The 23756-nt window shown below is 70.6% G+C and carries 24 protein-coding genes; 18 read left to right on the forward strand and 6 right to left on the reverse strand.

Features of this window, described 5'->3' with window-relative positions:
• Positions 1-69 precede the first annotated feature (69 nt).
• Positions 70-324, forward strand: coding sequence for a hypothetical protein (locus tag ABTU92_RS04200; RefSeq protein ID WP_408087960.1), 255 nt, complete (start codon positions 70-72; stop codon positions 322-324).
• A 48-nt stretch (positions 325-372) separates the two neighbouring features.
• On the opposite strand, the gene ABTU92_RS04205 is transcribed toward ABTU92_RS04200, so the two are convergent.
• On the reverse strand, positions 373-894 hold the full coding sequence (locus tag ABTU92_RS04205) for a MarR family winged helix-turn-helix transcriptional regulator (RefSeq protein WP_408087962.1): 522 nt from the start codon (positions 892-894) through the stop codon (positions 373-375).
• Positions 895-1138: 244 nt separating this feature from the next.
• Here ABTU92_RS04205 and ABTU92_RS04210 point away from each other — a divergent pair, with 244 nt between their 5' ends.
• The 15 genes from ABTU92_RS04210 to ABTU92_RS04280 all read left to right on the forward strand — a co-directional run bounded on the left by ABTU92_RS04210 (position 1139) and on the right by ABTU92_RS04280 (position 17772).
• On the forward strand, positions 1139-2290 hold the full coding sequence (locus ABTU92_RS04210; protein ID WP_408087964.1) for an ABC transporter substrate-binding protein: 1152 nt from the start codon (positions 1139-1141) through the stop codon (positions 2288-2290).
• 279 nt (positions 2291-2569) lie between these two features.
• Positions 2570-3610, forward strand: coding sequence for a branched-chain amino acid ABC transporter permease (locus ABTU92_RS04215; RefSeq protein ID WP_408087966.1), 1041 nt, complete (start codon positions 2570-2572; stop codon positions 3608-3610).
• The gene (locus tag ABTU92_RS04220) at positions 3610-5406 is read left to right on the forward strand and encodes an ABC transporter permease subunit (protein WP_408087968.1); all 1797 of its coding nucleotides are present in this window, start codon (positions 3610-3612) and stop codon (positions 5404-5406) included. The genes ABTU92_RS04215 and ABTU92_RS04220 overlap by 1 nt, the downstream gene beginning before the upstream one ends.
• Entirely contained in the window at positions 5403-6194 is a 792-nt protein-coding gene (locus ABTU92_RS04225) for an ABC transporter ATP-binding protein (RefSeq protein WP_408087970.1), read from the forward strand. The genes ABTU92_RS04220 and ABTU92_RS04225 overlap by 4 nt, the downstream gene beginning before the upstream one ends.
• Before the next feature lie 62 nt (positions 6195-6256).
• Positions 6257-7048, forward strand: coding sequence for a crotonase/enoyl-CoA hydratase family protein (locus tag ABTU92_RS04230; RefSeq protein WP_408087972.1), 792 nt, complete (start codon positions 6257-6259; stop codon positions 7046-7048).
• Positions 7049-7103: 55 nt separating this feature from the next.
• On the forward strand, positions 7104-8978 hold the full coding sequence (locus ABTU92_RS04235; RefSeq protein WP_408087974.1) for a feruloyl-CoA synthase: 1875 nt from the start codon (positions 7104-7106) through the stop codon (positions 8976-8978).
• The gene (locus tag ABTU92_RS04240) at positions 8975-9841 is read left to right on the forward strand and encodes an amidohydrolase family protein (protein ID WP_408087976.1); all 867 of its coding nucleotides are present in this window, start codon (positions 8975-8977) and stop codon (positions 9839-9841) included. The genes ABTU92_RS04235 and ABTU92_RS04240 overlap by 4 nt, the downstream gene beginning before the upstream one ends.
• Before the next feature lie 141 nt (positions 9842-9982).
• Positions 9983-10744, forward strand: a complete 762-nt coding sequence (locus tag ABTU92_RS04245; RefSeq protein WP_408087978.1) for an SDR family NAD(P)-dependent oxidoreductase — start codon at positions 9983-9985, stop codon at positions 10742-10744.
• Between the two features lie 111 nt (positions 10745-10855).
• On the forward strand, positions 10856-12652 hold the full coding sequence (locus tag ABTU92_RS04250) for an acyl-CoA dehydrogenase (protein WP_408087980.1): 1797 nt from the start codon (positions 10856-10858) through the stop codon (positions 12650-12652).
• Between the two features lie 116 nt (positions 12653-12768).
• A complete protein-coding gene (locus ABTU92_RS04255) occupies positions 12769-13059 on the forward strand; it encodes a hypothetical protein (RefSeq protein WP_408087982.1) in 291 nt (96 codons plus the stop codon).
• A gap of 175 nt (positions 13060-13234) precedes the next feature.
• Complete coding sequence (gene gcvT, locus ABTU92_RS04260; RefSeq protein ID WP_408087984.1) at positions 13235-14395, forward strand: glycine cleavage system aminomethyltransferase GcvT; 1161 nt, start codon at positions 13235-13237, stop codon at positions 14393-14395.
• Between the two features lie 505 nt (positions 14396-14900).
• Positions 14901-15530, forward strand: coding sequence for a PRC-barrel domain-containing protein (locus ABTU92_RS04265; protein ID WP_408087986.1), 630 nt, complete (start codon positions 14901-14903; stop codon positions 15528-15530).
• Positions 15531-15662: 132 nt separating this feature from the next.
• Entirely contained in the window at positions 15663-16199 is a 537-nt protein-coding gene (locus ABTU92_RS04270; RefSeq protein WP_408087988.1) for a DUF421 domain-containing protein, read from the forward strand.
• Positions 16200-16375: 176 nt separating this feature from the next.
• A complete protein-coding gene (locus tag ABTU92_RS04275; RefSeq protein ID WP_408087990.1) occupies positions 16376-16735 on the forward strand; it encodes a hypothetical protein in 360 nt (119 codons plus the stop codon).
• An 89-nt stretch (positions 16736-16824) separates the two neighbouring features.
• Positions 16825-17772 carry a Crp/Fnr family transcriptional regulator gene (locus tag ABTU92_RS04280; RefSeq protein ID WP_408087992.1) on the forward strand — a complete coding sequence of 316 codons (948 nt, stop codon included), beginning with the start codon at positions 16825-16827 and terminating at the stop codon, positions 17770-17772.
• 259 nt (positions 17773-18031) lie between these two features.
• Here ABTU92_RS04280 and ABTU92_RS04285 read toward each other — a convergent pair whose 3' ends face one another.
• Together ABTU92_RS04285 and ABTU92_RS04290 are read right to left on the reverse strand one after the other, a co-directional pair.
• Positions 18032-18691, reverse strand: coding sequence for a hypothetical protein (locus tag ABTU92_RS04285; protein WP_408087994.1), 660 nt, complete (start codon positions 18689-18691; stop codon positions 18032-18034).
• A 334-nt stretch (positions 18692-19025) separates the two neighbouring features.
• Complete coding sequence (locus ABTU92_RS04290; RefSeq protein WP_408087996.1) at positions 19026-19565, reverse strand: PepSY domain-containing protein; 540 nt, start codon at positions 19563-19565, stop codon at positions 19026-19028.
• A gap of 299 nt (positions 19566-19864) precedes the next feature.
• On the opposite strand from ABTU92_RS04290, the gene ABTU92_RS04295 reads away from it, so the two are divergent.
• Positions 19865-21181: a DUF2254 domain-containing protein gene (locus ABTU92_RS04295; protein WP_408087998.1), complete on the forward strand. Its 1317-nt coding sequence runs from the start codon at positions 19865-19867 to the stop codon at positions 21179-21181.
• 83 nt (positions 21182-21264) lie between these two features.
• On the opposite strand, the gene ABTU92_RS04300 is transcribed toward ABTU92_RS04295, so the two are convergent.
• The 3 genes from ABTU92_RS04300 to ABTU92_RS04310 all read right to left on the reverse strand — a co-directional run bounded on the left by ABTU92_RS04300 (position 21265) and on the right by ABTU92_RS04310 (position 23069).
• The gene (locus ABTU92_RS04300) at positions 21265-21510 is read right to left on the reverse strand and encodes a hypothetical protein (protein WP_408088000.1); all 246 of its coding nucleotides are present in this window, start codon (positions 21508-21510) and stop codon (positions 21265-21267) included.
• A gap of 58 nt (positions 21511-21568) precedes the next feature.
• The gene (locus ABTU92_RS04305) at positions 21569-21841 is read right to left on the reverse strand and encodes a hypothetical protein (RefSeq protein WP_408088002.1); all 273 of its coding nucleotides are present in this window, start codon (positions 21839-21841) and stop codon (positions 21569-21571) included.
• A gap of 247 nt (positions 21842-22088) precedes the next feature.
• Complete coding sequence (locus ABTU92_RS04310; RefSeq protein ID WP_408088004.1) at positions 22089-23069, reverse strand: mechanosensitive ion channel family protein; 981 nt, start codon at positions 23067-23069, stop codon at positions 22089-22091.
• A 256-nt stretch (positions 23070-23325) separates the two neighbouring features.
• On the opposite strand from ABTU92_RS04310, the gene ABTU92_RS04315 reads away from it, so the two are divergent.
• Positions 23326-23748 carry a c-type cytochrome gene (locus ABTU92_RS04315; protein WP_408088006.1) on the forward strand — a complete coding sequence of 141 codons (423 nt, stop codon included), beginning with the start codon at positions 23326-23328 and terminating at the stop codon, positions 23746-23748.
• Positions 23749-23756 lie beyond the last annotated feature (8 nt).

Raw genomic sequence — 23756 nt, forward strand, 5'->3', positions numbered from 1 at the left:
CGCAGCCGTGACACCGCCCGATCCGCAGTCTCTTCACGGGTCGGGATCATCCGGGCTAACATCGCCCGGATGGCACAGCTCACCCCCGTTCAACTGAGGCTTTCGCAAGCCGAGCGCCGGGTCGCCTGCGACCGGCGCCGCATCGCGCTGCAGCAAATGTTCGTCGACGGGCTCGAGGCCCGCGGCTTCGACGCGACCGACGCGCGGCTGGTGCTGACCCAGCTCGCCGAGACGTTGCACACCAGCCTCGCGGTTCGGGCTCGCATGCGGGCGCTGGCCGGAATCGCGGAGACCGACGACCCGCGTCGATCCGCGGCGGCGTGACGCTCGGGAGTCCCGCGACCGGATGTGGTCCGATCGGGCGGAGTGCGATCAGGACTCGTCGCGGTCACCCATCATGGCGGCGATCTCGCGCAACGGCGCGAACAGTCCGGCATAGATGTCGGCGCCGAGCCGCGCGACGATGCGCTGCTCGTGATCGGCCGAGATGCGGTGCAGCTTGCGCATCAGCACGCGCCCCTCCGCCGTGAGCGAGAGCGCATGAGCGCGGCGGTCGTGGGCGGTCGGGGCGCGGCGCACCAGGCCACGCACCTCGAGCGCGTCGATCATCGCGACCAGATTGGTCTTCTTGATGCCGAGCGCATCGGCGATGCGGGTCTGGCTGAGACCTGCATTACGCTCGATCACGGTGAGGATCGAGTACTGAGCCGGGCGAATGTCGAGCGCCTCGAAGCGCGAGAAGAAGTCCTGGAAGACGGCGAGCTGGGCGCGGCGAAGCACGTAGCCGACCCGCTGGTCGAGCGGACCGAAGTCGATGGACGTCCTCTCGGCGGGATCGGCGCATCGCGTCTCGGCGGCGTCTCGGGCGGCCGGCTTCGTCGTTCTCGCGCGCACTGGAGCGTCCATTTTCTCGGGACCTGAATATTCGAGATCCGGCCGGCGCGGACTTTCGACGCAGGGGGTGCCGGATCGAGCGGTCCCGCAAAATTACGCAGGGCCGGCTGTTGACGCAACATAATAGTTATATATGATCACCATCAGGCGAAGACGCCCCACGGCTCGCGGATCTCGACCCTCTGTCGAACCACGTGCACAGAACGGGCGCACGCCGAGGAAACGTCACATCGAGGAGAGGGCCATGCCCCTTGAGATTCGCGCGCTTCTCGCCGGCGCGACCGCGTCGGTCCTGTGCGCCTGCGCCGCACAGGCGCAGGTCAATGTCGGCATCACGGTGTCGCAGACCGGCCCCGCCGCGGCGCTCGGCATTCCGCAGAAGAACAGCGTCGCACAGTTGCCGAAGAAGATCGGCGATCTGACCGTCGAGTACACGGTGCTGGACGACGCCACCGATCCGACCAAGGCGGTCGCCAACGCCCGCAAGCTGATCGCCGAGCAGAAGATCGACTATCTGATCGGCTCGTCGGCGACGCCGGCGACGCTGGCCATCGTCGACGTCGCGGCCGAGACGAAGACGCCCTATTGCGCCATGGTGCCGACCCGCTCGCTCGTCGAGCCGATGGACGACAAGCGCCGCTGGGTGTTCAAGGCGCCGCAGGACGACGCCATCATGGCCGAGGCGCTCGCCGACCACATGGCGGCGAACGGCGTCAAGACGATCGGCTTTCTCGGCTACACGGACGGCTACGGCCAGGGCTGGCTCGACGCCGTCGGCAAGGTGATGCCGGGCAAGGGCATCAAGGTGGTCGCGACCGAGCGGTTCCAGCGCACCGACACCAGCGTCACCGGCCAGGCGCTCAAGATCGTCGCGGCCAATCCCGACGCCGTGCTGATCGCCGCCTCCGGCACGCCCGCCGTGATGCCGCAGAAGGCGCTCAAGGAGCAGGGGTACCGAAAGCCCATCTACCAGACGCACGGGGTCTCCACGATGGAGTTCGTCCGCGTCGGCGGCAAGGACGTCGAGGGCACCGTGTTCCCGGCCGGCCCGGTGGTGATCGCCGACCAGCTCCCGGACTCCAATCCGATCAAGAAGGTCGCGCTCGCCTACATCAAAGACTACGAAGCGAACAACAAGACGCCGTTCGCCGGCTTCGGCGCGCATCTCGCGGACTGCATGGCACTCGCCGAGGCGGGCCTCGCCGCGGCCGCCGCCAAGGGCAAGCCCGGCACGCCGGAGTTCCGCGCCGCGCTGCGCGACGCGATCGAGGGCTCCAAGGAGGTGGTCGGAAACCACGGCGTCTACAACTTCTCGCCGACCGACCACGCCGGCCTCGACAAGCGTTCGCGCGTGCTGATCAAGATCGACGGCGGCAAGTGGACGCTGCTGCCGTGACCTGACGCCGGTCGCGGCCGAAAGCTTTTCGGCTGCGAGAGCGCGGCATGACCTCCGCTCGTCCCCGCGAAGGCGGGGACCCAGGATCGCACGACACGAGACACTGACGTGAACTCTGGATTCCCGCCTTCGCGGGAATGAGCGGAGCGCGGGTCGGCCTCGTTGACTATCGGGTGCGCCGATGACCGTGGACGCCCCTCCGATGCGGCGCATCCGCTTGCCACGTTTCGAGCACCGCACCTTCTGCTCCGGCGACAGAACGGCCACGGCGAGCCCGGCATGAACACGACGATCGCACTCTTTCTTCTGCAGGACGGTGTCATCAACGGCGCCGTCTACGGGCTGCTCGGCGTCACGCTGGTGATGGTGTTCACCGTCACGCGGGTGATCTTCGTGCCGCAGGGCGAGTTCGTCGCCTGGGGCGCCCTCACCTACGCGGCGCTGGAGGCCGGGAGCGTGCCCGGAACCGCGTGGCTGCTGGTCGGACTCGGGGTCGCGGCCGCGATCCTCGAACTCTTCCGCGAGCGGGCCGCTCTCACGCCGCGGCGGGTCGGCGTGATTCTCGCTCGCGACATCGCCCTGCCGGCCGCCGTGCTCGCCGGTGTCGTGCTGCTGGCGCCGCTGAAGCCCGGCGCCCTGCTCGGCATCGTGCTGACGCTGGTGCTCCTCGTGCCGATGGGTCCGCTCGTCTACCGGCTCGCCTTCCAGCCGCTCGCCGACGCCTCGGTACTGGTGCTGTTCATCGCCGCGATCGGCGTCCACATCGCGCTGGTCGGGCTCGGCCTCGTGTTCTTCGGCGCCGAGGGCTTCCGCACCACGCCGTTCTCCGATGCGATCGTCCCGCTCGGCCCCGCCGTGGTCAAGGCGCAGGGGATCTGGGTGCTCGGCGTGACGGCGCTGCTGCTCGCGGCGTTGTGGGCGTTCTTCGAGTTCACGCTCGCCGGCAAGGCGCTGCGCGCGACCGCGGTGAACCGGCTCGGCGCCCGCCTGGTCGGCATCCCGACGCGGGCGACGGGTCGCGCCGCCTTCGCGCTCGCCGCCGCCATCGGGGCGCTGTCCGGCGTGCTGATCGGCCCCCTGACGACGATCTACTACGACACCGGCTTCCTGATCGGGCTGAAGGGCTTCGTCGCCGCCATCATGGGCGGGCTCGCGAGCTATCCGCTCACCGCGCTCGCCGCCGTGCTGGTCGGGCTCCTCGAATCCTTCTCGGCCTTCGTCGCGAGCCCGTTCAAGGAGGTCATCGTCTTCTCGCTGATCATCCCGGTGCTGCTGTGGCGCTCGCTCTCCGCCGGTCATCAGGACGAGGAGGAGACCTGATGCGCGCTCCCGACACGCCCCCGTCCCGGCCGCTCGTCCACCACCTGCCGCGCGTCGCCGCGATCGGCGCGATCGCGATCGTGCCGCTGGTGCCGGGCGTTCCGGACTTCTGGATCACGCTCGCCGGCTACATCGGGTTGTCGAGCCTGGTCGCCATCGGGCTCGTGCTGCTCACCGGCGTCGGCGGCATGACGTCGTTCGGGCAGGCCGCCTTCGTCGGCTTCGGCGCCTACACGACCGCGGTGCTGACCAAGGACTTCGGCGTCTCGCCGTGGCTCACCCTGCCGGCCTCGCTCGCGACGACGGGCGCGATGGCGCTTCTCATCGGCGCCGTCACGGTGCGGCTGTCCGGCCATTTCCTGCCGCTCGGCACCATCGCCTGGGGAATCGCCTTCTTCTACCTGTTCGGCAACGTCGAGGCGCTCGGCCGGTTCGACGGCATCAACGGCATCCCACCGCTCGACGTCCTCGGCATCCCGCTGATCGACGCCCGCGCCGTGTTCTATCCGATCTGGATCGCCGTGATCCTCGCCGTGATCCTCAGCGAGAACCTGCTCGACAGCCGCATGGGCCGCGCGATCCGGGCGCTGCGCGACGGACGGCTCGCCGCGGAGTCCTTCGGCATCGACACGGCACGCGTGAAGCTCGTCGTGTTCGTCTACGCGGCGCTGCTCGCCGGGCTCTCGGGCTGGCTCTACGCCCATGTCCAGCGCGCCGTCTCGCCGTCGCCCTTCGGGCTCAATGCCGGCATCGAGTATCTCCTGATGGCGGTGCTCGGCGGCGCCGGCCACGTGCTCGGCGGCGTGCTCGGCGCCGGCATCGTGACGCTCTTGAAGGATCAACTCCAGGACATCCTGCCGAAGCTGATCGGCGCCGACGGCAGCTTCGAGACCATCGTGTTCGGCATTCTCATGGTGGTGGTGCTCCAGGTGGCGCGCGACGGCCTGTGGCCCTTGGTGATGCGGCTGCTACCGAAGCCTCCCCCGAAGACCGTCGCGGCCGGCGTGCCGCTGCCGGCCCGCACGATGCCCGACCGCGGGTCGCCATTGCTGGCCATGGAGAAAGCGCGAAAACAGTTCGGCGGGCTCGTCGCCGTCAACGACGTCAGCTTCGAGGTTAAGGCGGGCGAGATCGTCGGGCTGATCGGGCCGAACGGCGCCGGCAAGAGCACGACCTTCAACCTGCTCACCGGCGTGCTGCCGGCGACGACCGGCGAGATCACGCTCTCGGGCGAGCGGATCGAGCGATCCAGCGCGCGGGCGATCGCGCGGCGTGGCGTCGCCCGCACGTTCCAGCACGTCAAGCTCGCCCGCCAGATGACCGTGCTGGAGAACGTCGCGCTCGGCGCCCATCTGCGCGGCAGCAAAGGCGTGGTCGCCGCGATGCTGCGGCTCGACCGCGCCGACGAGACCCGGCTGCTCGGCGAGGCGACGCGCCAGCTCGACCGCGTCGGGCTCGGCGCCCATCTGCACAAGCCGGCGACCTCGCTGGCGCTCGGCCAGCAGCGTGTCGCCGAGATCGCCCGCGCGCTCTGCCTCGATCCGCAGCTCCTCCTCCTCGACGAGCCGGCCGCCGGCCTGCGCTTCGCCGAGAAGCAGCAGCTCGGAGCATTGCTGGCGCGACTGCGCGACGAGGGCGTCTCGATCCTGCTGGTCGAGCACGACATGGATTTCGTGATGAAGCTCACCGACCACATCGTCGTGCTCGACTTCGGCAAGAAGATCGCCGAGGGCCCGCCGGCCGCCGTCGCCGCCGACCCGGCCGTGCTCGAAGCCTATCTCGGAGGTGTCGAATGACCGCGCCAGTCATCACCGCTCCGACCACCGCTGCTCCGGCGCCAGCCGCCGCGCCCGCCCCGGCGGTCGCCGATCCGATCCTCGCGGTCGACGACGTCTCGGTCAGCTACGGCCGGGTCGAGGCGGTTCGCCGGGTGTCGCTCACCATTCCGCGCGGCGGCATCGTCACCATCATCGGCGCCAACGGGGCCGGCAAGACGACGCTGCTGAATGCCGTCGCCGGCGTGCTGCCGGCGGCGGGCCGCATCCGGCTCGACGGCCGCGACATCGCCGGCGAGGACGTCGAGACGCGGGTCGGCGACGGGCTCTGCCTGGTGCCGGAGAAGCGCGAGCTGTTCGCCACCATGTCGGTCGAGGACAATCTGCGCCTCGGCGCCTGGCGGCTGGGCCGCCGCGCCGCCGGCGACGGGCTCACCGCGGTGTACGACCGCTTTCCTCGCCTGAAGGAGCGGCGCCGCCAGCACGCCGGCACGCTGTCGGGCGGCGAGCGGCAGATGCTCGCCATGGGCCGCGCCCTGATGGCGCAGCCGCGCGTCCTCATGCTCGACGAGCCGAGCCTCGGGCTCGCACCCCGCATCGTCAAGGACGTGCTGCGCATCGTCACCGAGCTGCGCCAGACCGGCGTGTCGATCCTGCTGGTCGAGCAGAACGCCCGCGCCGCCCTCCAGGTCGCCGACCACGCCTATGTGATGGAGCTCGGCGAGATCACGCTCCACGGCCCGGCGGCCGAGCTCGCGCAGGACCGCCGCGTCATCGACAGCTATCTCGGGCTCGGCGCCCGGCACTGAACGACACCGCTCGGCGTGCCGAGCGCATCGACGAGAAGCGATTGCCGACCAGGACCGCGATCATGCTGGACATCGGACTGCCACCCACCCTGACCGCCGAGATCGACGGCGAGATCGCGCTCCTGCGGCTGTCGCGGCCAAGCAAGCGCAATGCTCTCGATCTCGCCACCATCCAGGGCCTGCACCGCTTCTTCGCGCATCTGCCGTCCGGCGTGCGGGCCGTCGTGCTCTCCGGCGAGGGCGAGCATTTCTGCGCCGGCCTCGATCTCGAGGACGTGGTGGAGCCGACCGACATTCTCGAAGGCATCCATCACTCGCAGACCTGGCACCAGGCGTTCCACGAGATCCAGTTCGGCCGCGTGCCCGTCGTCGCCGCCCTGCATGGTGCTGTTGTGGGCGGCGGCTTCGAGCTCGCCGCCGCGACCCACATCCGGGTCGCCGAGCCGTCGACCTACTACGCGCTTCCCGAAGGCCAGCGCGGCATCTTCCTCGGCGGCGGCGGCTCGGTGCGCATCCCGCGGTTGATCGGCGTGCCGCTGGTGCAGGACCTGATGCTCACCGGCCGCACGCTCTCGGCCGAGGAGGGCCGCATGCACGGCGCGAGCCAGTATCTGGTCGGGGTCGGAGAGGCGCTGCCACGCGCCAAGGCGCTCGCGCAGAAGATCGCGCGCAATGCCGAGATGACCAATTTCGCGGTGCTGCACGCGCTGCCGCGCATCGCCGCGAGCGATCCGGCGGCCGGCTTCTTCACCGAGTCGCTGATGGCCGCCATCGCGGCCGGCACGCCCGAGGCCCAGCAGCGGCTGCGGGACTTTCTGGAGAAGCGGGCCGGCAAGGTGAAGCCGGGCGTCTGACCCGGTGCAGAACAAGAGGTTCATCACCCCGAAGGAACGCTCGGGAGGGACGACCATGACGGTCAAGGAACTCGTGCAGATGGGCGCCGCCGATTGCTACGGCCCGTCCGAGGTGGAGCTGATCGCGCGCGACGACGGATCCATCGTCGTGCGCTCGCCGCATGCGCTGGCGCCGTATCCGCGCAGCATGACGGACCGGCTCGACCACTGGGCCGCGGTGGCGCCGGACCGGCCGTTCCTCGCCGCCCGCGACGGCGCGGGCGCGTGGCGGCACGTCACCTACGCCGAGGCGCGCATCCACGCCCGCGCGATCGCCCAGGCGCTGATCGACCGCGGTCTCTCGGCCGAGCGGCCGGTCGCCATCCTGTCCGGCAACGGCATCGAGCACGCGCTGCTCGGCCTCGGCGCCATGACCGCCGGCATTCCCTACGCCTCGATCTCGCCGCCCTACTCGCTCGTCTCGTCCGACTTCTCCAAGCTGCGCGCCATCCTCGGCGTGCTGACGCCGGGCCTCGTCTTCGCCGAGAGTGCCGCCCTGTACGGGCACGCGATCGCCGCGGCGGTCCCGGCCGACGTCGAGCTCGTGGTCAGCGAGGATGCGCTGATCGACCGGCCGGCGACACCGATCGCGGCGCTGATGAACACGCCCGCAGGGCCGGCCGTCGACGCCGCGCATGCGGCGGTGGGACCCGACACGGTCGCCAAGCTCCTGTTCACCTCGGGCTCGACGGGTGCGCCGAAAGGCGTGATCAACACCCAGCGCATGCTGACCAGCAACCAGGCCATGATCGCGGCCGCCTATCCGACGCTCGTCGATCCGCCGCCCGTGCTGGTCGACTGGCTGCCGTGGAGCCACACCTTCGGGGCGAACCACAATTTCGGCATCGCGCTGATGCACGGCGGCACGCTCCACATCGATCGCGGCAAGCCGATGCCGGACGCGATCGGCGAGACGGTGCGGAATCTTCGCGAGATCGCGCCGACCGTCTATTACAACGTACCGAAGGGCTACGAGATGCTGCTGCCCTTCCTGCGCGAGGACGCGGAGCTGCGACGCAGCTTCTTCAGCCGGCTGCAGTTCCTGTTCTATGCCGGGGCTTCGCTCGCCGGCGTGGTGCGGGCCGAGTACGAGGCGATGGCGGTTGCCGAGCGCGGCGAGCGCATCCCGGTGCTCACCTCGCTCGGCTCGACCGAGACGGCCCCCTCGGCGCTCAGCGTCACGGCGCGGGCCTGCGCGCCCGGCGTCGTCGGCATCCCCAATGTCGGCATCGAGATGAAGCTGGTGCCGTCCGCCGGCAAGCTGGAGGCGCGCATCAAGGGTCCCTCGGTGACGCCGGGCTACTGGCGCCGCCCCGATCTCACCGCGGCGGCCTTCGACGACGAGGGCTTCTATCATCTCGGCGACGCGCTGCGCTTCGCCGACCCGGACGATCCCGAGCAGGGCTTCGTCTTCGACGGCCGCATCGCCGAGGACTTCAAGCTCGCCACCGGCACTTGGGTCAGCGTCGGACCGCTGCGCGCCCGTGCCGTCGAGAAGCTCTCACCGTTGATCCGCGACTTGGTGATCGCCGGGCACGACCGTGACGACCTGACGGCGCTGCTGATCCCCGACCTCGCTGCGTGTCGCTCGGCGTTCCGGGCCGACGCCTCGGTCAGCGATGCCGCCATCCTGGGGAGCGCCGTGCTGCGCGCCCAGATCGCCGAGCGCCTCGCCGCCCTGAACGCCGGCGTGCACGGCTCGTCGTTCCGCATCGAGCGCGCCCTCGTGCTGACCGAGCCGCCCTCGATCGACGCCGGCGAGGTGACCGACAAGGGCTCGATCAATCAGCGCGCCGTCATCGCGCGGCGCGCCGCGCTGGTCGAGGAGCTCTATGCCGACGAGCTGTCGGACCGGGTGATCCTGCCGGCCGGCCACGGGGAGCACGCATGAACATCGAGAACCTCGTCGCCATCGACGTCCACACCCACGCGGAGGTGTCGTGCCGGCATCCGCACGACCCGGCCTGGGCGCCCTACGAGGAGGCCGCCAACAAGTATTTCAAGGCGGGCAAGCGGCCGACCATCGCCGAGACCATCGCGTATTATCGCGAGCGCCGCATCGGGCTCGTGATGTTCACGGTGGATTGCGAGCACGAGATCGGCGCCCGCCGCATCCCGAACGAAGAGGTCGCAGATGCCGCGCGTGACAACAGCGACATCATGATGGCGTTCGCCAGCATCGACCCGCACAAGGGCAAGCTCGGCGTGCGCGAGGCGCGCGACCTGATCGAGGCCGGCGTCGTCAAGGGCTTCAAGTTCCACCCGACCCTGCAGGGCTTCTTCCCCAACGATCGGATGGCCTATCCGCTCTACGAGGTGATCGCCCACCACAAGCTGCCGGCCGTGTTCCACTCCGGCCATTCCGGCATCGGCACCGGCATGCCGGGCGGCGGCGGGCTCAAGCTGAAATACTCGAACCCGATCCATCTCGACGACGTCGCCGCCGACTTCCCCGACATGACGATCATCATCGCGCATCCATCCTGGCCGTGGCAGGACGAGGCGCTGTCGGTGTGCCTGCACAAGCCGAACGTCTATATCGACCTGTCGGGCTGGATGCCGAAATACTTCCCGGCCGAGCTGGTGCGCTACGCCAACAGCCAGCTCAAGCACAAGATGCTGTTCGGCTCCGACTTCCCGCTGATCGCGCCGGACCGCTGGATCAAGGACTTTGCCGACGCCGGCTTCAAGCCGGAGGTGCACGACCTGATCCTGAAGCAGAACGCGATCCGGGCCCTCAAGCTGGCAGCGTGAGACGCTACGCGGGATCGTAGGGTGGGCAAAGCGAAGCGTGCCCACGCGGTCCTGATCGCAAGGCCGGACGGCGTGGGCACGCCGCTGACGCGGCTTTGCCCACCCTACCAGCCACACGAAGGCCGAGCGGGGAGACCCTTCATGGACGTGAACGGACAGGCCGCGATCGTCACGGGCGGCGGATCGGGGCTCGGGGCGGCGACGGCCGAGCGGCTCGCCCGCGCCGGCGCCAGGGTCGCGGTCCTCGACGTGAATCTCGACGGCGCCGCTGCGGTCGCGGCGCGCATCGGCGGCCACGCGGTGCGCTGCGACGTGGCGAGCGCCGACGAGGCGGCGGCCGCCGTCGCCGCCGCGGCCGCGCAGCACGGGCCGGCCCGCATTCTCGTCAACTGCGCCGGCATCGGCACGGCGAAGCGCATCCTCGGCCGCGACGGCGCCATGGAGCTCGCCGACTTCGAGCGGGTGATCCGGGTCAACCTGATCGGCTCGTTCAACATGCTGCGCCTCGCCGCCGCCGGCATGGCCGGGCTCGACCCGCTCGCCGACGGGGAGCGCGGCGTGATCGTCTCCACGGCCTCGGTCGCCGCCTACGAGGGCCAGATCGGCCAGGCCGCCTATGCGGCCTCGAAAGGTGGTATCGTGTCGCTGACGCTGCCGGCGGCGCGCGAGCTGGCGCAGTTCGGCATCCGGGTGCTCGCCATCGCGCCGGGCCTGTTCCTGACGCCGCTGATGGGCACGCTGCCGGCCGACGTGCAGGCGAGCCTCGCCGCCGCGGTGCCGTTCCCGAAGCGACTCGGTCGCCCGGAGGAATATGCCGACCTGGTGATGGCCTGCGTCGGCAACGTGGCGCTCAACGGCGAGGTGATCCGCCTCGACGGGGCGCTGCGGCTGGCGCCGCGCTGACGCGGCCCCCGCATGTTCGGCGGCCTGTCGGTCGCCGTCGTTGTTTCTGAACTGCCGGAATTGCCGTTCCCGATCGCACTGCTCAGGACGAACACTGCTCAGGACGCCGCCATGGATTACGTCGCGCCCGTCAAGTCCATTCATCTCGCCCTCGACGACGTCGCCGGCCTCGCCGACGACCTCGCCGGCGGACTGCACGGCGGTCTCGATCCCGAGTTGCCGGCGCACATCCTGGAAGAGGCCGGGCGCTTCGCCGGCGAGACGCTGGCGCCGGTCGACCGCGAGGGCGACCGCGTCGGCGCCCGCTTCGCGAACGGCACCGTCACGCTGCCGGACGGCTGGCCGGCGCTCTACAAGGCGTGGGCGGAGGCCGGCTGGAACACGGTCGACCTGCCGCCCGAATGGGGCGGCATGGGCCTGCCGGTGCGGCTCGCCACCGCCTGCATGGAGATGTGGACCAGCGCCTGCATGTCGTTCTCGCTCGGCCCGGTGCTGACGCAGGGCGCGGTCGATGCACTGGAGCTGCACGCCGACCGGGCGCTGAAGGAAAAATACCTGCCGAAGCTCGTCGCCGGCGAATGGACCGCCACCATGGCGCTGACCGAGCCGCAGGCGGGCTCGGATCTCGCCGCCGTGCGCACCCGCGCCGTGAAGGCCGACGACGGCACCTACCGGCTCACCGGCCAGAAGATCTTCATCACCTATGCGGAGCACGATCTCGCCGAGAACATCGTGCATCTCGTGCTGGCACGCCTCGCGGATGCGCCGCCCGGCACCAAGGGGCTGTCGCTGTTCCTGGTGCCGAAGTTCCTGGTCGGCGACGACGGCACGCTCGGCGCCCGCAACGACGTGTGGTGCACGGGCATCGAGGACAAGCTCGGCATCCATGCGAGCCCGACCTGCAGCCTCGCCTTCGGCGACAACGGCGGCGCCGTCGGCTGGCTGGTCGGCGCCGAGAACCGCGGGCTCGCCTGCATGTTCACGATGATGAACAAGGCGCGGCTGTTCACCGGCGTGCAGGGCGTTGCGGTCGCCGAGCGGGCCTATCAGCGCGCGCTCGCCTATGCCAAGACGCGCCGCCAGGGCCGCGCCGCCGGGGCGCCGCCTGATCAGTCGAGCCTCATCGTGGCGCACCCGGACGTGCGCCGCACCCTGATGACCATGAAGGCCATGACAGCGGCGGCGCGCGCCGTCGCCTATGCGGCCGCCGCGGCGATCGACCGGGCCCGCCATGCGCGGACCGCCGAGGCGCGCGAGGCGGCCGAGCGGCTCGCCGGCCTCTTGACGCCCGTGACAAAAGCCTGCTGCAGCGAGACCGGGGTCGAGGTCGCCTCGCTCGGCATCCAGATCCACGGCGGCATGGGCTTCGTCGAGGACACGGGCGCCGCGCAGCAGTACCGCGACGCCCGCATCGTGCCGATCTACGAAGGCACCAACGGCATCCAGGCGATCGACCTCGTGACCCGCAAGGTGCTCGGGCCGGGCGGCGCGATCGCCGAGACGACGATCGCGGCGTATCGGGATGTCGGCGCGGCGGCCGCCGCGATCGCCGAGCCGCGGCTGCGTCTGCTCGGCGATGTCGTGGTCGAGGCCGCCGACGCGCTGACGCAGGCGACCGCCTGGCTGCGCGCGCCGGAGCGCAGCCCGGAGGAGCTGCTCGCCGTCGCGACGCCCTATCTGCGCCTGTTCGGCATCACGGCCGGCGTCTCCTATCTGGCCAAGGCCGCGCTCGCGGCGCGGGCGCGGCGGGAGGCCGGCGACAACGATCCGATCCACGCCGACAACATCGCCACGGCCTACTTCTACGCCCAGGCGATCGCCGTCGGCGCCCCGACCCTCGCCCGCGTGGTGATCGAGAGCGCCGATGCCCTGCCCGGCCCTTCGAGCCTCTCTGACTTCGCCGCCTAGTCCGTCGGCTCTATGGCAGCACCGCGGGGAGGTAGCTTGGGACCGAACGGATTCGCAGTTTCCCGAAGGCGCGCTTCCCGTCTGGAATGTTAGGCTGATTACTTTCGGGGGGAGCCATGCCGCGCACGTCGGGCCTGCGTCGTTACTCGTTTCGTCTGCACGTCAACGACCGCCGGCTGGAGAACGAGCTCGACGGCAGCTTCGCCTCCGACGCCGACGCCGTGCAGGAGGCCCATTCGATCGCCTTCGAGCTGGTCCACGCCGATGCCTGGTGGCTGACCGTCAAGGCGACCATCATCGTCTCGGACGATGCCGCGAACGAGCACGCCGTGCCGGTCCGCGAAGGCGCCGAGCACTATCGGCTCGCCACCATGGCGCGGACCGACGGACCGGCTCGCCTGTCCTGATCCCTCCGACGGCGGCCGACGCCGCCTCCCTCCCGGTCATGCGCGGCCGTCGCCGCGCGCCGAAACCGAAGCGGAACGAGGCTCGCGTCTTGCGCCGCACCACCCGCGTCCGGCAGATTGCGCCGCCCGTCGATGCCGTCGACAGAGGCCGACCGCATCCCGCCAGGACCGCGTCATGACCGAGACTCCCACCGTTTCGCCCGCCGAGGCGCTCCGCCACACGCCGCTCGATTCGCTGCATCGCCGACGCGGTGCCCGCATGGTGCCGTTCGCCGGCTACGCCATGCCGGTGCAGTACCCGGCCGGCATCCTGGCCGAGCATCTCCACACGCGAGAGAAGGCCGGCCTGTTCGACGTCTCCCACATGGGCCAACTCGTTCTTCGCGCGCCATCCGGCAAGGTGGAGGACGCCGCCCTCGCGCTGGAGACGCTGGTGCCGGCCGACATCGTGTCGCTGCCGCCGGGCCGGCAGCGCTACGCGCTGTTCACCGATGCGGCGGGCGGCATCCGCGACGACTTGATGGTGTCGAACCAGGGCGATCATCTGTTTCTCGTCGTCAACGCCGCCTGCAAGGCGGCCGACGAGGCGCATCTGCGCGCGGCGCTCGCCGGTCGCTGCAGCGTGGAGCCGCTGCCGGACCGGGCGCTCGTCGCCCTGCAGGGGCCGAAGGCCGAGGCGGCGCTCGCCGCTCTCGCGCCCGCCGTCGCGGGCATGCAATTCATGGACTCACGGCCGGTCACGATTCTCGGCGAGTCCTGTCTGGTCTCGCGCTCCGGCTACACGGGCGAGGACGGCTACGAGATCAGCGTGCCGGCCGACAAGGCCGAGGCGCTGTGCGAGGCCCTGCTGCAGAACCCGGACGTCGCGCCGATCGGGCTCGGGGCGCGCGACAGCCTGCGGCTCGAGGCCGGCCTGTGCCTCTATGGCAGCGATCTCGACCCGCACACGACGCCGGTCGAGGCGGGGCTCGCCTGGAGCATCCAGAAATCGCGGCGCACCGGCGGCGCCCGCGCCGGCGGCTTCCCGGGCGCCGACATCATCCTGCGCCAGCTCGCCGAGGGGACGGCACGCCGTCGCGTCGGCCTGCTGCCGGAGGGGCGGGCGCCGGTGCGGGCCCACACGCTGCTCTACGCGGCGGCCGACGGCGGCGACCCGATCGGCGAGGTGACGTCGGGCGGCTTCGGTCCGAGCCTCGGCGCGCCGGTCGCGATGGGCTACGTGACGGCGGCCCAGGCGGCCGTCGGCACGCTCCTCTACGCGGACGTGCGCGGAAAACGGCTGCCGGTGCGGGTCGCGCCGATGCCCTTCGTTCCGAACCATTACAAGCGGCCCTGACGACGCCCTCACCTCCCCACGGTTTTACGAGACCGTCGTCGAGCTCCTCACCGCGATCGAGAGCGGCGAGCGGCCGCATCTCCGTCCTGGCGCGGACGGAGCGAAGCTCGCGATTTCTCCGCGCCGAGCACCCTGGAGCTGCTTGCGGTCGCGATGTATCAGACCAGCCCGCTCGTCCACACGAAGGCGGAGACCCAGAGCCGCCCGCCCTGTAGCCCCTGGTTTCCCGCCTTCGTAAGAATGAGCTGAGTATGGGTCGACCTCGGTTGCTCGCGCCAGCCGGCGCTGACGCGCCGCTTGGGCATCGTGCTGGCGCGAGGTGAGCCGCCGGCCGAGGTGGCGAGCCGCGTCAGTCAGACCCGCCGGCAGGGCGCCGAGACAGATCACGATTTCGGTACGGCATCGCGCATACGCCAGGACCATCCGGTGTGGCTCGCGAACGCTCTCGGCATCGGTTCATTTTCCTCGTGCAGCTCGATTCCCGGCCGAAACGAGGAGAACCACAATGCGACGTGTCCTTCTGACGACGACCGCGATGCTCGCTCTGGCGGGAGTGGCGCTGGCACAGAGCGCGGCGCCGTCCAGTCAACAGCCCTCCGCGGCTCCCGCGCCGGCCGACAAGCCCGGCTCGGGGGCGACCGCCGCGCAGCCGCGCTCCAGCACACCTGGCGCGCAGGGCGGGCTCCGATCCGTCGATCCCGGCGCCCAGGTGAGGCTGACGTTCTACACGGTGCAGGCGGCCGACATGCGCGCCTCGAAACTGCTCGGCACCGAGGTCTACAACCTGAACAACGAGAACATCGGCGACGTCGAAGATCTGATCATCGACAACGGCAAGACCATCAAGGGCGTGGTCGTGAGCGTCGGCGGCTTTCTCGGTATCGGCGAGCGCAACGTGGCGCTCGATCCCCGCTCCGTCGTGCTGAGCGAGCAGTCGGACGGCTCGGCACGATTGGTCGTGAACACGACCAAGGAGGACCTGAAAAGCGCGCCTCCCTTCAATTTCGCGGATGTGGATCGCCCCGGCGGCCGGTCGCAGACGACCGGCAGCTCGAGCTCCGGGGCAGCTCTTCAGCCGAACCCGGACAGGGCGCCGACGAAAGACGGCCAAAACGCCGGTGGCGCGTCCCGGTGACGCAGCGACGGCGTGGTCCTCGGCCGTAACGCCCTGGGGCGGGGCCAGGATGACGCGCCATGACCGGGGACCCGGAGTCGGGGTCCCGGTCATGGGCGCTCGGCCGCGCGGCCGATCCGAGGGGAAGCGATCGTGCTGTGGAGCTCGTGGACCGATCTCGCGCGCATCGTCCTGGTCGGGACGACCGCCTATGTCGCCCTGGTGGTGACGTTGCGCATCTCCGGCAAGCGCACGCTCTCGAAGCTCAACGCTTTCGACCTCGTGGTGACGGTCGCGCTGGGCTCGACGCTCGCGACCGTGCTGCTCGACAAGTCGATCTCGCTCGCCGAGGGCATCGTCGCGCTCGCCCTGCTGGTGTTCCTGCAGTTCACGGTCGCGTGGCTCTCCGTCCGAGCCGGATGGATCCGGGATCTCGTCAAGTCCGAGCCGACCCTCCTGCTGCATCGGGGCCGGTTCATCGACGGGGCGCTGCGCGATCAGCGGGTCACCCGCGACGAGGTGCGCGCCGCGATGCGTGCGAGCGGGGTGGCGTCGCTCGATCGGACGGCGGCCGTGGTGCTGGAGACCGACGGCACCCTCAGCGTCGTGCCACGCCCAACCGGTCGTGATCAGGATCGTCTCGACACGCTCGAGAATGTCGGCGAGGCCACAGTCCCGCCCCGCGAATGAGGCCCGGACGCCCCGAAGAGATGCGATCGAGGCCGGCTACCGTTCGAAGGCGCCTCTGGCGTGTCGTCCGGAAGCAAATTTCGTCTGCCCCCGACCATTCAGGACGGCATCCGAGCCACGGCTTGCCCTCGGCCGCTCCCGCGCACCGACAACCGCTCGATCGACACCGGAGAGACATGATGCATCTCGTCGTCGTCACGACTGTTCTGATCACGATGGCCGGAGGCGCAACCGCCGTCTCGGCCGCAGCTCAGAGTGCGCCCCAACGCCCTCGAGCAGCTGCAGACGCAGGATCGGGGCGCTCGATCGCGGCGTGCCCGTCGCAACGCGACCTCGAGCAGGTGATCGGCAGCGGCGGCCGGTACATGCCGGACGCGTGCCGGAGACTTGCCGTGACGCCAGTCGAAACGTCGGGGCAAAGGCTGTGCGTTCTCGATTTCAAGTCCGGAGCGGAGCCGGGCCTGCTCGATCGTCTGGCCGACGCCACCATTCCCACGCAATGGTGGGTCGACTGCCGGGACCTCGACGTGAGGTGATCCGGCGGGCTCCGGCGCGACGGAGCGCCGCGCGTGCACGGTCGGGCCGCGCCGGAACCACGCCGACGGTTCCTGGTTGACAACAGAACTTGACACCGGCCGGCGAGCCGAGCTCTCCGGCGCCGCACCGTCGGCCTTCCCCGCAACGACACGGATTCGCGGTTTCGGCCGGATGCAGCGGCGGGCACCCAGAATCCGGCCGACGAGAGGTCCCATCGATGGGGAGGCCCGATCAGCCACGGAACCGGCTCCTCTCGTCCCTGCCGCCGGCGGAGCTCGATGCGTTGCGGCCTTGTCTCGAGCCGTGCTCGATGAAGCCGCGTCGTGTGCTCCATCACGACCGTGCGCCGATGGAGCACGTCTACTTCGTCGAGAGCGGGCTGGTATCCGTCCTCGCCCAGATCGACGAGCGCAAGGCGGTCGAGGTCTGGCTGATCGGTCGGGAAGGCCTGTCCGGCATCCCGATCGTGCTCGGCGGCAGCGTGTCGCCGCACCGGCGCGTGGTGCAGCTCGGCGGCACGGCGCTGCGGATGGCGGCCGCGGACGTACATGCCGCGATGCGCGATCTTCCCGTGTTCAGCGTCACGATGCTGCGTTACGTGCAACTCGCCCTGGCGCAGACGTCCCAGATCGGCGCGTGCAACGGAGCCCATGCGATCCGTCAGCGTCTCGCGCGGTGGCTTCTCACGGCGCAGGACCGCGTCGGCCACGACGTGCTGCCGCTCACGCACGACATGCTGGCACGCCTGCTCGGTGTGCGCCGTGCGACGATCACGGAATGCATCGCCGTGCTCGACGCCGAACGGGTGCTCTCGACGCGGCGTGGCCGGCTCGAAATCCTCGATCGTGAACGGCTCGAAAGCATGTCCTGTCTCTGCTATCGCATCATGGCGAACGAGCACGACCGCATGATGCGCGACCTGCACGGGATCGGTGCGCCGCCGACGATCTGCGGCCATGATCACGCCGCCTCCCGGCGCGAGGCCACCGAGACGGGGAGCAATACCCCGACCGTCTCTGCATCACCGGCGCCGTGACGGCTCAGAGCGGGACGACGCCCGCAAGAGAAGCGCACCCGACAGAAGCGCACGGTCGTGAGCTCGACGGCGCTGCGCGGCCTCCTGGCGAGCCGCTTCCTGGCGACCCGCTTCGGCGCCCCGGGGTCTGACCGCCACCGAGATTCTGTGACTGGTCCTGTGACGATCGTTCGGTGCCGCGTGCGTAGCCGAGGGGCCGTCACGACCGTGACGCTCGGATCGTGACGCCCGCCACCGCGGCCCCGATCCGGCTCGCGCGTCAACGACGACCGACATCGACGATCGACATGCAGTAGGCCGTAATGTCGCCCGCCGTGGTCGCGCTACAGGTGACGGCTCGCTCGCCGCGCAGCCGCGCCCGGCCCGTCGAGCAAACGGCATTGACGGCATACTCGCCGTCTCGGCAGACGATCAGGCAGAGCCCGCCGGGATCGCAACGCTGGCGCACGACGCGCAGATGCGCCGGCCCCGACACCGGTCCGCGCGGCGATGGCGCGGCGTTCGGCGGATCGCGCGACTCCGTCGCTCTCGGGGCGGAGCCGGTCCCGGAACCACGCCGCGCTTCGGCAGCGTCCGGTCCGCCCGTGTCCGAGGCGGTCGGCGACGGCAGGCGTGGGCTGCAGTTCGTGATCTGCGCGGTGCGGACGTCGCGCCCGGCCCTCAGCTCGATCGAGCAGTCCCCCGGAAGATAGCGAACGCGAAAGCGGAAGTTGCCGACGCGGTTGCTTCGTTCCGTGTAGCGACCGTCGAGGGTCACGCGCTGGTTCCGCCGCGACGTCTCGCCGGTCACGACCAGGACCCCGGCCGTGTACTCGGCCTGGCGGACCGTGATCTCGGCCCGGGCGGGACCCGCCGTGAGCCCGATCCCGGACAGTACGACCGCGAGCGCCACCACGGCCGGCACCGAATTATCGCGCATCCTGCACCTCCATCGAGATGGTCTTCGACATGGCCGACATCCGGCCGTCCCGTGACGGCTCCGCGACCGGATCGGTCCGCCCCTCGCTCCGGCAGGCACTCGGCTCGACCGATCCTGCGCGAGAGGCTGGGCGAAAGGTTGCCGGGCGAAAAGCTGCTGGGCGAGGAGCGTGGGCGAGGCGCGGGAGTGCCCGTCGGAGCACTCCCGCTTGCGCAGCCGACGGCGGGAGGCGTTCGTCGTCACGGCTGCGTCACCGCGTCGGGACTTGCTCGGGCTGATCGCTCCAACCAGCTCGCTCCGACCGCTTCGCCTGGACCGGCTTACTCGAACCGGATCACTTCGACCCGCTGCCCGTCGATCCGGACCCCGAGCCGGACAACGGCGACGCCGACCCGGTGGTGGACTGCGCCGAGGATCCGCTCTGCGACCCGCTCTGCGACGACCGCGTCACCGAGGTCGGCGGGTCGATGTACATCTCCACCATGTTGCCGTCGCTGGTCTTGGCGTGGACGATGTACGCGGCGTCGACGATCTGAATGTCGGTGAAGCCGGACTGCTGGAGGGTCTTGCGCAGCTTGTCCTGCGACATGGCCGAGATGTGGCTGCTCTGGCCCTGGGCCTGCGACCCCTTCTGGCGGCGGACGACGAGCCGATGGACGAGCCGGCGGACGAGCCGGACTGGGCGGCGGCGGGAAGCACGCCGAGGGCCATGATCGCGGCCGCGAGGGTGACGTGACGCATCTGCTCTTCTCCTTCGAAGGATTGTCGTGATCGGCGCCACCGCTCGGATGCACAGCGCCGTGCGGTGGCGATAGACGGTCATGCGTCGACGAGCCCTGCCGTTCCCCGTCCGAACCGCGAGCTGGTCCGGCATCGGACGATCCCTCTGGCGCGCACGTCCGCGCACCGACGCCTCCGCACACCGCCGCCGGCGGCAAGGCCGCGCGCGGCGCCCAGCGGTGATCGACCCCGGCTCGCGAACGGAACGTGTTACCGGGGTTGCGCATTGGCCCGGGACGGACGCCCCGCGTCGCCGTGTCGCCGCGACGTTCGCGCGAGCCACGTCGCGGGACGCATCATCTGGCGCGCGCATCATCTGCGGGCACGGTGGCGTGAGCACAGCACCGAGACCGGGAGGCCCGATTGGCGTCGTTGCCCTTGGCGTCGTTGCCCTTGGCCTGGCTCCGCATCGCCTTCACGCGAGTGACGACGAGCCTGTGGCTCATCCCGGCGGCGATGGGGGCGGCCGGAACGGCGCTCGCCTTCGCGGTGCTGTTCTCGGGCCTCGAGCTCCAGATCGGACCGGAGCACGGCGACTGGTGGGTGTTCAGCGGCGATGCCGGAACGGCGCGCGACCTGCTCTCCACCCTGTTGTCCGGAATGATCACGATGACGTCGCTGGTCGTCTCGATCACCATGGTGGTGCTGTCGCTCGCCGCCGGGCAGCTCGGTCCACGGCTGATCTGGAACTTCATCGACGACCGCCAGATCCAGGCCGCGATCGGCCTCTTCGTCGCCACCATCCTGTACACACTGGTGGTGCTGCGCAGCATCAACGAGGAGCTCGGGGCGTCCTACGTCCCCCATGTCGCCATCACGGTGGCCAGCCTGCTCGTCGTCGTCTGCCTCTTCGTGCTGCTGTTCTATCTCCACAAGCTGGCGCGCTCGATCATCTCGGACACGATGGTCGACACGGTGGCGGAGAACCTGACGGAGGCCCTCGAGCAGCTGCCCGAGCAGCGCCGCGCGACGGTCGGCGGTCCCCTGCCGAGCGGCTCGCTCGCGCGGCGCATTGCACTTCGCGACAGCGGATACGTGCAGTACATCGACTACGAGCGACTGTGCGGCATCGCGGTCGATCACGATGCGCTGCTGACGGTGCGCATCCGGCCCGGACAGTTCGCCGTCCGCGGCTGCTGCGTCGTCGCGGTGCTCTCCGCGCGGCGGCTCGACGACGAGGTCGACGACGCGATCCGCAACACGGTGGTGACCGGCTCCGATCGCACCCCCGATCAGGACCTGGAATACTCGGTCCGCCAGCTCGTCGAGATCGCGCTGCGCGCCCTGTCGCCGGGGCTCAACGACACCTTCACGGCGATCACCGTGATCGACCGGCTGACCGCCGCGGTCGAGACCATCGGCCGGCGCGCCCTCCCCCCGGCCGAGTATGCCGACAGCGACGGCACGGTGCGGGTGATCGCCGAGGCCACCACCTACGACATTCTGCTCGACGCCGCGTTCTCGCAGATCCGGCAGTCGGCCGCGGGCAACAGCGCCGTGCTGCTGCGGTTGGCGCGTCGCCTGTCGGATCTCGACGAGATCGCCTGCTCGGACGAGCAGCGCGCCGCCGTCGCGCGCCATCTCGAGCGGCTGGGGCAGCGGGCCGCCACGCTCGACGACCCGGCCGATCGTCGCGCCCTCGAGGAGGCCGTCGCGATCGACAAGCGTTCTGCGAGCGCGCCCGCGGCCGCCGTGCTGCCGCTGCGTTGACGCAGCCGCTGCTCTTGGGCCGCTGCTCCGGGGATGACGCGCCGTGACGGCGCCGCATCCCCGGGAGACCATCGCCGTCCGGCTCAGTCCGCCGGAGAGCCGGCGATGGCGAGCCGCGCGAGCGCGGTCGCGGTCCGTCTCACCGTCGCCTCGTCGGATTCCGGGCCGTCCTGTCCGGAGGCGGGGCGAACCGGCCCGGACACCCGCGGGTCGCCGAGCGATCCGTCCGGCCCGAGCGGGAACGTGTAGGCAGTGCCGGTCTGGGTGAAGACGACGGTCAGCTCGTCGCCGCTCCGCTCCAGCCGGAAGTCGTCGGTCCTCGGTGTCATCGGCATTCCTCGCTGCTCGAAAAGAGATCGGCCGGCCCGATCGGCTTCGGTTGCGGCGTCACGCCCGCGGCCTGTTCACATGCTCCGGCACGAGACCGGCCGGCATCCGCGACCGGCGCGGCGCGCTGCCGGTCGGCGTCGGTGGCCGCTGGCCGAGTGCCTGGACCTTCAGTCGGGTCGGGTCACGCTCGCCGCCGGCCGCGGACGCGAGCAGGCGCTGCGCGATCAGAATCTTCCGATCCTGTGAGCAGTCCTCGCGCGGCAGGCAGGTGACGATATCGTCCATGACCGTCTGGAGAACACGCAGTGTTTCGGGCTCGAAATGATACATGACGGAGATCCTCGGCGACTGTTCTGGTCAATGTCTTCTGGACGACCAATCCGATCGACCCTTCGGGCGCAAGCGTGCCGCGAGCCGGGCAGATCCAACTTGCGCGGCAGTGTCGCGGTCACGATGCGAGACGCCAGGATACGGCGCACGCCCGCACCGGAAAGCCCGGATTCGTTTGATCGTCCTGATTCTCGGCCCGCTATCGGACGATCGTGACGCGCGCCGTCTCGACCCGGCCGGCGTTCGGTCAGCGCGCCGACTCGCCGCGGCCACCGACCACGGCCCGGCGGTCGAGCGGATCGCCCTTGTGCGCCGATGCGCGCGGCCGCGGCGGGTCCGAGCCGGCCGGCCAGCCTTCCCGTTGGCGCGCCCGGTCGCCGTCGGTCTCCTCGGTCTGATCGTGCAGCAGCACCATCCGGGTCGGGAACGGCAGATCGACGCCGGCCCGCGTCAGGGCCTGCTTGATCGCTGCGACGACCCGGCCGCGCGTGCGCACGACGGCGAGTCGCCGCGGGTCGGACCACCAGAGGACCTTGATGATCACGGCCGAGCCCTCGAGCGCCCACGGCACCGCCTCGGGGGGCGGATCGGTCTCGATCTCCGGCACCTGCGCGAGCGCTGCGAGGATCAAGGCGCAGGCCGCCTCGACATCGTCACCGTAGCCGATCCCGACGTCGTATTCGGAGCGCCGCCGCGGGAACGCGGTGCGCACCGTGACGGCACGGGTGTAGATGTCGCTGTTCGGGATCACCACCAGCTCGCCGTCATAGGTGCGGATCAGCGTGGCACGCGCCTCGATGCGCTCGACCGTCCCCTCGAACCCGCCCGAGACGATCTGGTCGCCGGGACGGAACGGCCGCCGATAGAGGATCAGCAGGCCGGACAGCCAGTTCTGCAGCACGTCCTTGAACGCGAAGCCGATCGCCACCGAGCCGATGCCGAGCGTCGACAGGAGGTCGGCCGGCCGGATCGACGGGAACACGATGGTGGCGAAGACCAGGAAGCCGAACAGCAGCACGACCCAGCGCACGAAGCTGCCGAGAAGCCGGCCGAGATCGTTGCGGTCCCGCCGATCCAGCACGCTCCGCACGGTGCGGGCCACCCCGGCGGCCGCGGCGACAAAGACGAGAAAGACCACCGCAGCGATGCCGAGGCGCGGCACCACGGTGAGCAGACCCTCGATATAGCCTTCGACGACCTCGACGGCCGGCGCGACGGACGGGTCCATGCGATCCTCGGGTGCAGGCGGGAACAGGCCCCGGGACAACGGACGCGGCCCGACTTTCGTTCGTCGTTTCAGGACATAGAACCCCGCGGCGCCCTGATGCTCCCGGCCGAGACGTCGCCGGACCGTACGCCGGCGGACAGACGCGGCAGCGTCATCCCGCAACCTTCGCCATGTGAGAACGTTGTCCAACCGCGGCGCGGACCGGCGCCTCTTCTCTCCTGTCCGGACTTCGATGCCGTCGCCGATCGGACAGACCATGGTCGTATCGCCGAGCCGACCGGTCGCGACCGACCGACGCAGCATGATGTGCCGGGGATTGCTGGCCGTCGGCACAGCGGCGGTGCTGACCGGCTGCGACCGCCTGCCGGGCGGCCGGCCGGAGGCGCGCGACGTCGCCGAGGCGGCGGCGATGCGCGGCAAGGTCGCGGTCGTGCGGGTCGGCTGCGGCGTGTGCCACGTGATCCCGAACGTGCCCGGCCCGCGCGGCACCGTCGGCCCCTCTCTGGCCGGCGTCGGCAACCGCGCCTTCGTGGCCGGCACGCTGCCGAACCGTCCCGACGTCCTCGCCGCCTTCGTGCGCGACGCGCCGGCGCTGGTGCCGCGCACCGCCATGCCGCCGATGCCGCTCGACGCGGAGGCCGCGCGCGACGTGGCGTTCTTCCTGTCCACCTTGCGCTGACCCGGGTC

This window comes from Rhodoplanes sp. SY1 (assembly GCF_046000175.1).
Taxonomy (GTDB): Bacteria; Pseudomonadota; Alphaproteobacteria; order Rhizobiales; family Xanthobacteraceae; genus Rhodoplanes.

Bases quoted from the DNA above. Each gene is read 5' to 3' on its own strand.
- ABTU92_RS04200 (WP_408087960.1), top strand. From the start codon at position 70: ATGGCACAGCTCACCCCCGTTCAACTGAGGCTTTCGCAAGCCGAGCGC.
- ABTU92_RS04210 (WP_408087964.1), top strand. From the start codon at position 1,139: ATGCCCCTTGAGATTCGCGCGCTTCTCGCCGGCGCGACCGCGTCGGTC.
- ABTU92_RS04215 (WP_408087966.1), top strand. From the start codon at position 2,570: ATGAACACGACGATCGCACTCTTTCTTCTGCAGGACGGTGTCATCAAC.
- ABTU92_RS04220 (WP_408087968.1), top strand. From the start codon at position 3,610: ATGCGCGCTCCCGACACGCCCCCGTCCCGGCCGCTCGTCCACCACCTG.
- ABTU92_RS04225 (WP_408087970.1), top strand. From the start codon at position 5,403: ATGACCGCGCCAGTCATCACCGCTCCGACCACCGCTGCTCCGGCGCCA.
- ABTU92_RS04230 (WP_408087972.1), top strand. From the start codon at position 6,257: ATGCTGGACATCGGACTGCCACCCACCCTGACCGCCGAGATCGACGGC.
- ABTU92_RS04235 (WP_408087974.1), top strand. From the start codon at position 7,104: ATGACGGTCAAGGAACTCGTGCAGATGGGCGCCGCCGATTGCTACGGC.
- ABTU92_RS04240 (WP_408087976.1), top strand. From the start codon at position 8,975: ATGAACATCGAGAACCTCGTCGCCATCGACGTCCACACCCACGCGGAG.
- ABTU92_RS04245 (WP_408087978.1), top strand. From the start codon at position 9,983: ATGGACGTGAACGGACAGGCCGCGATCGTCACGGGCGGCGGATCGGGG.
- ABTU92_RS04250 (WP_408087980.1), top strand. From the start codon at position 10,856: ATGGATTACGTCGCGCCCGTCAAGTCCATTCATCTCGCCCTCGACGAC.
- ABTU92_RS04255 (WP_408087982.1), top strand. From the start codon at position 12,769: ATGCCGCGCACGTCGGGCCTGCGTCGTTACTCGTTTCGTCTGCACGTC.
- gcvT (WP_408087984.1), top strand. From the start codon at position 13,235: ATGACCGAGACTCCCACCGTTTCGCCCGCCGAGGCGCTCCGCCACACG.
- ABTU92_RS04265 (WP_408087986.1), top strand. From the start codon at position 14,901: ATGCGACGTGTCCTTCTGACGACGACCGCGATGCTCGCTCTGGCGGGA.
- ABTU92_RS04275 (WP_408087990.1), top strand. From the start codon at position 16,376: ATGATGCATCTCGTCGTCGTCACGACTGTTCTGATCACGATGGCCGGA.
- ABTU92_RS04285 (WP_408087994.1), bottom strand. From the start codon at position 18,691: ATGCGCGATAATTCGGTGCCGGCCGTGGTGGCGCTCGCGGTCGTACTG.
- ABTU92_RS04290 (WP_408087996.1), bottom strand. From the start codon at position 19,565: ATGCCGGACCAGCTCGCGGTTCGGACGGGGAACGGCAGGGCTCGTCGA.
- ABTU92_RS04300 (WP_408088000.1), bottom strand. From the start codon at position 21,510: ATGACACCGAGGACCGACGACTTCCGGCTGGAGCGGAGCGGCGACGAG.
- ABTU92_RS04305 (WP_408088002.1), bottom strand. From the start codon at position 21,841: ATGTATCATTTCGAGCCCGAAACACTGCGTGTTCTCCAGACGGTCATG.
- ABTU92_RS04310 (WP_408088004.1), bottom strand. From the start codon at position 23,069: ATGGACCCGTCCGTCGCGCCGGCCGTCGAGGTCGTCGAAGGCTATATC.
- ABTU92_RS04315 (WP_408088006.1), top strand. From the start codon at position 23,326: ATGGTCGTATCGCCGAGCCGACCGGTCGCGACCGACCGACGCAGCATG.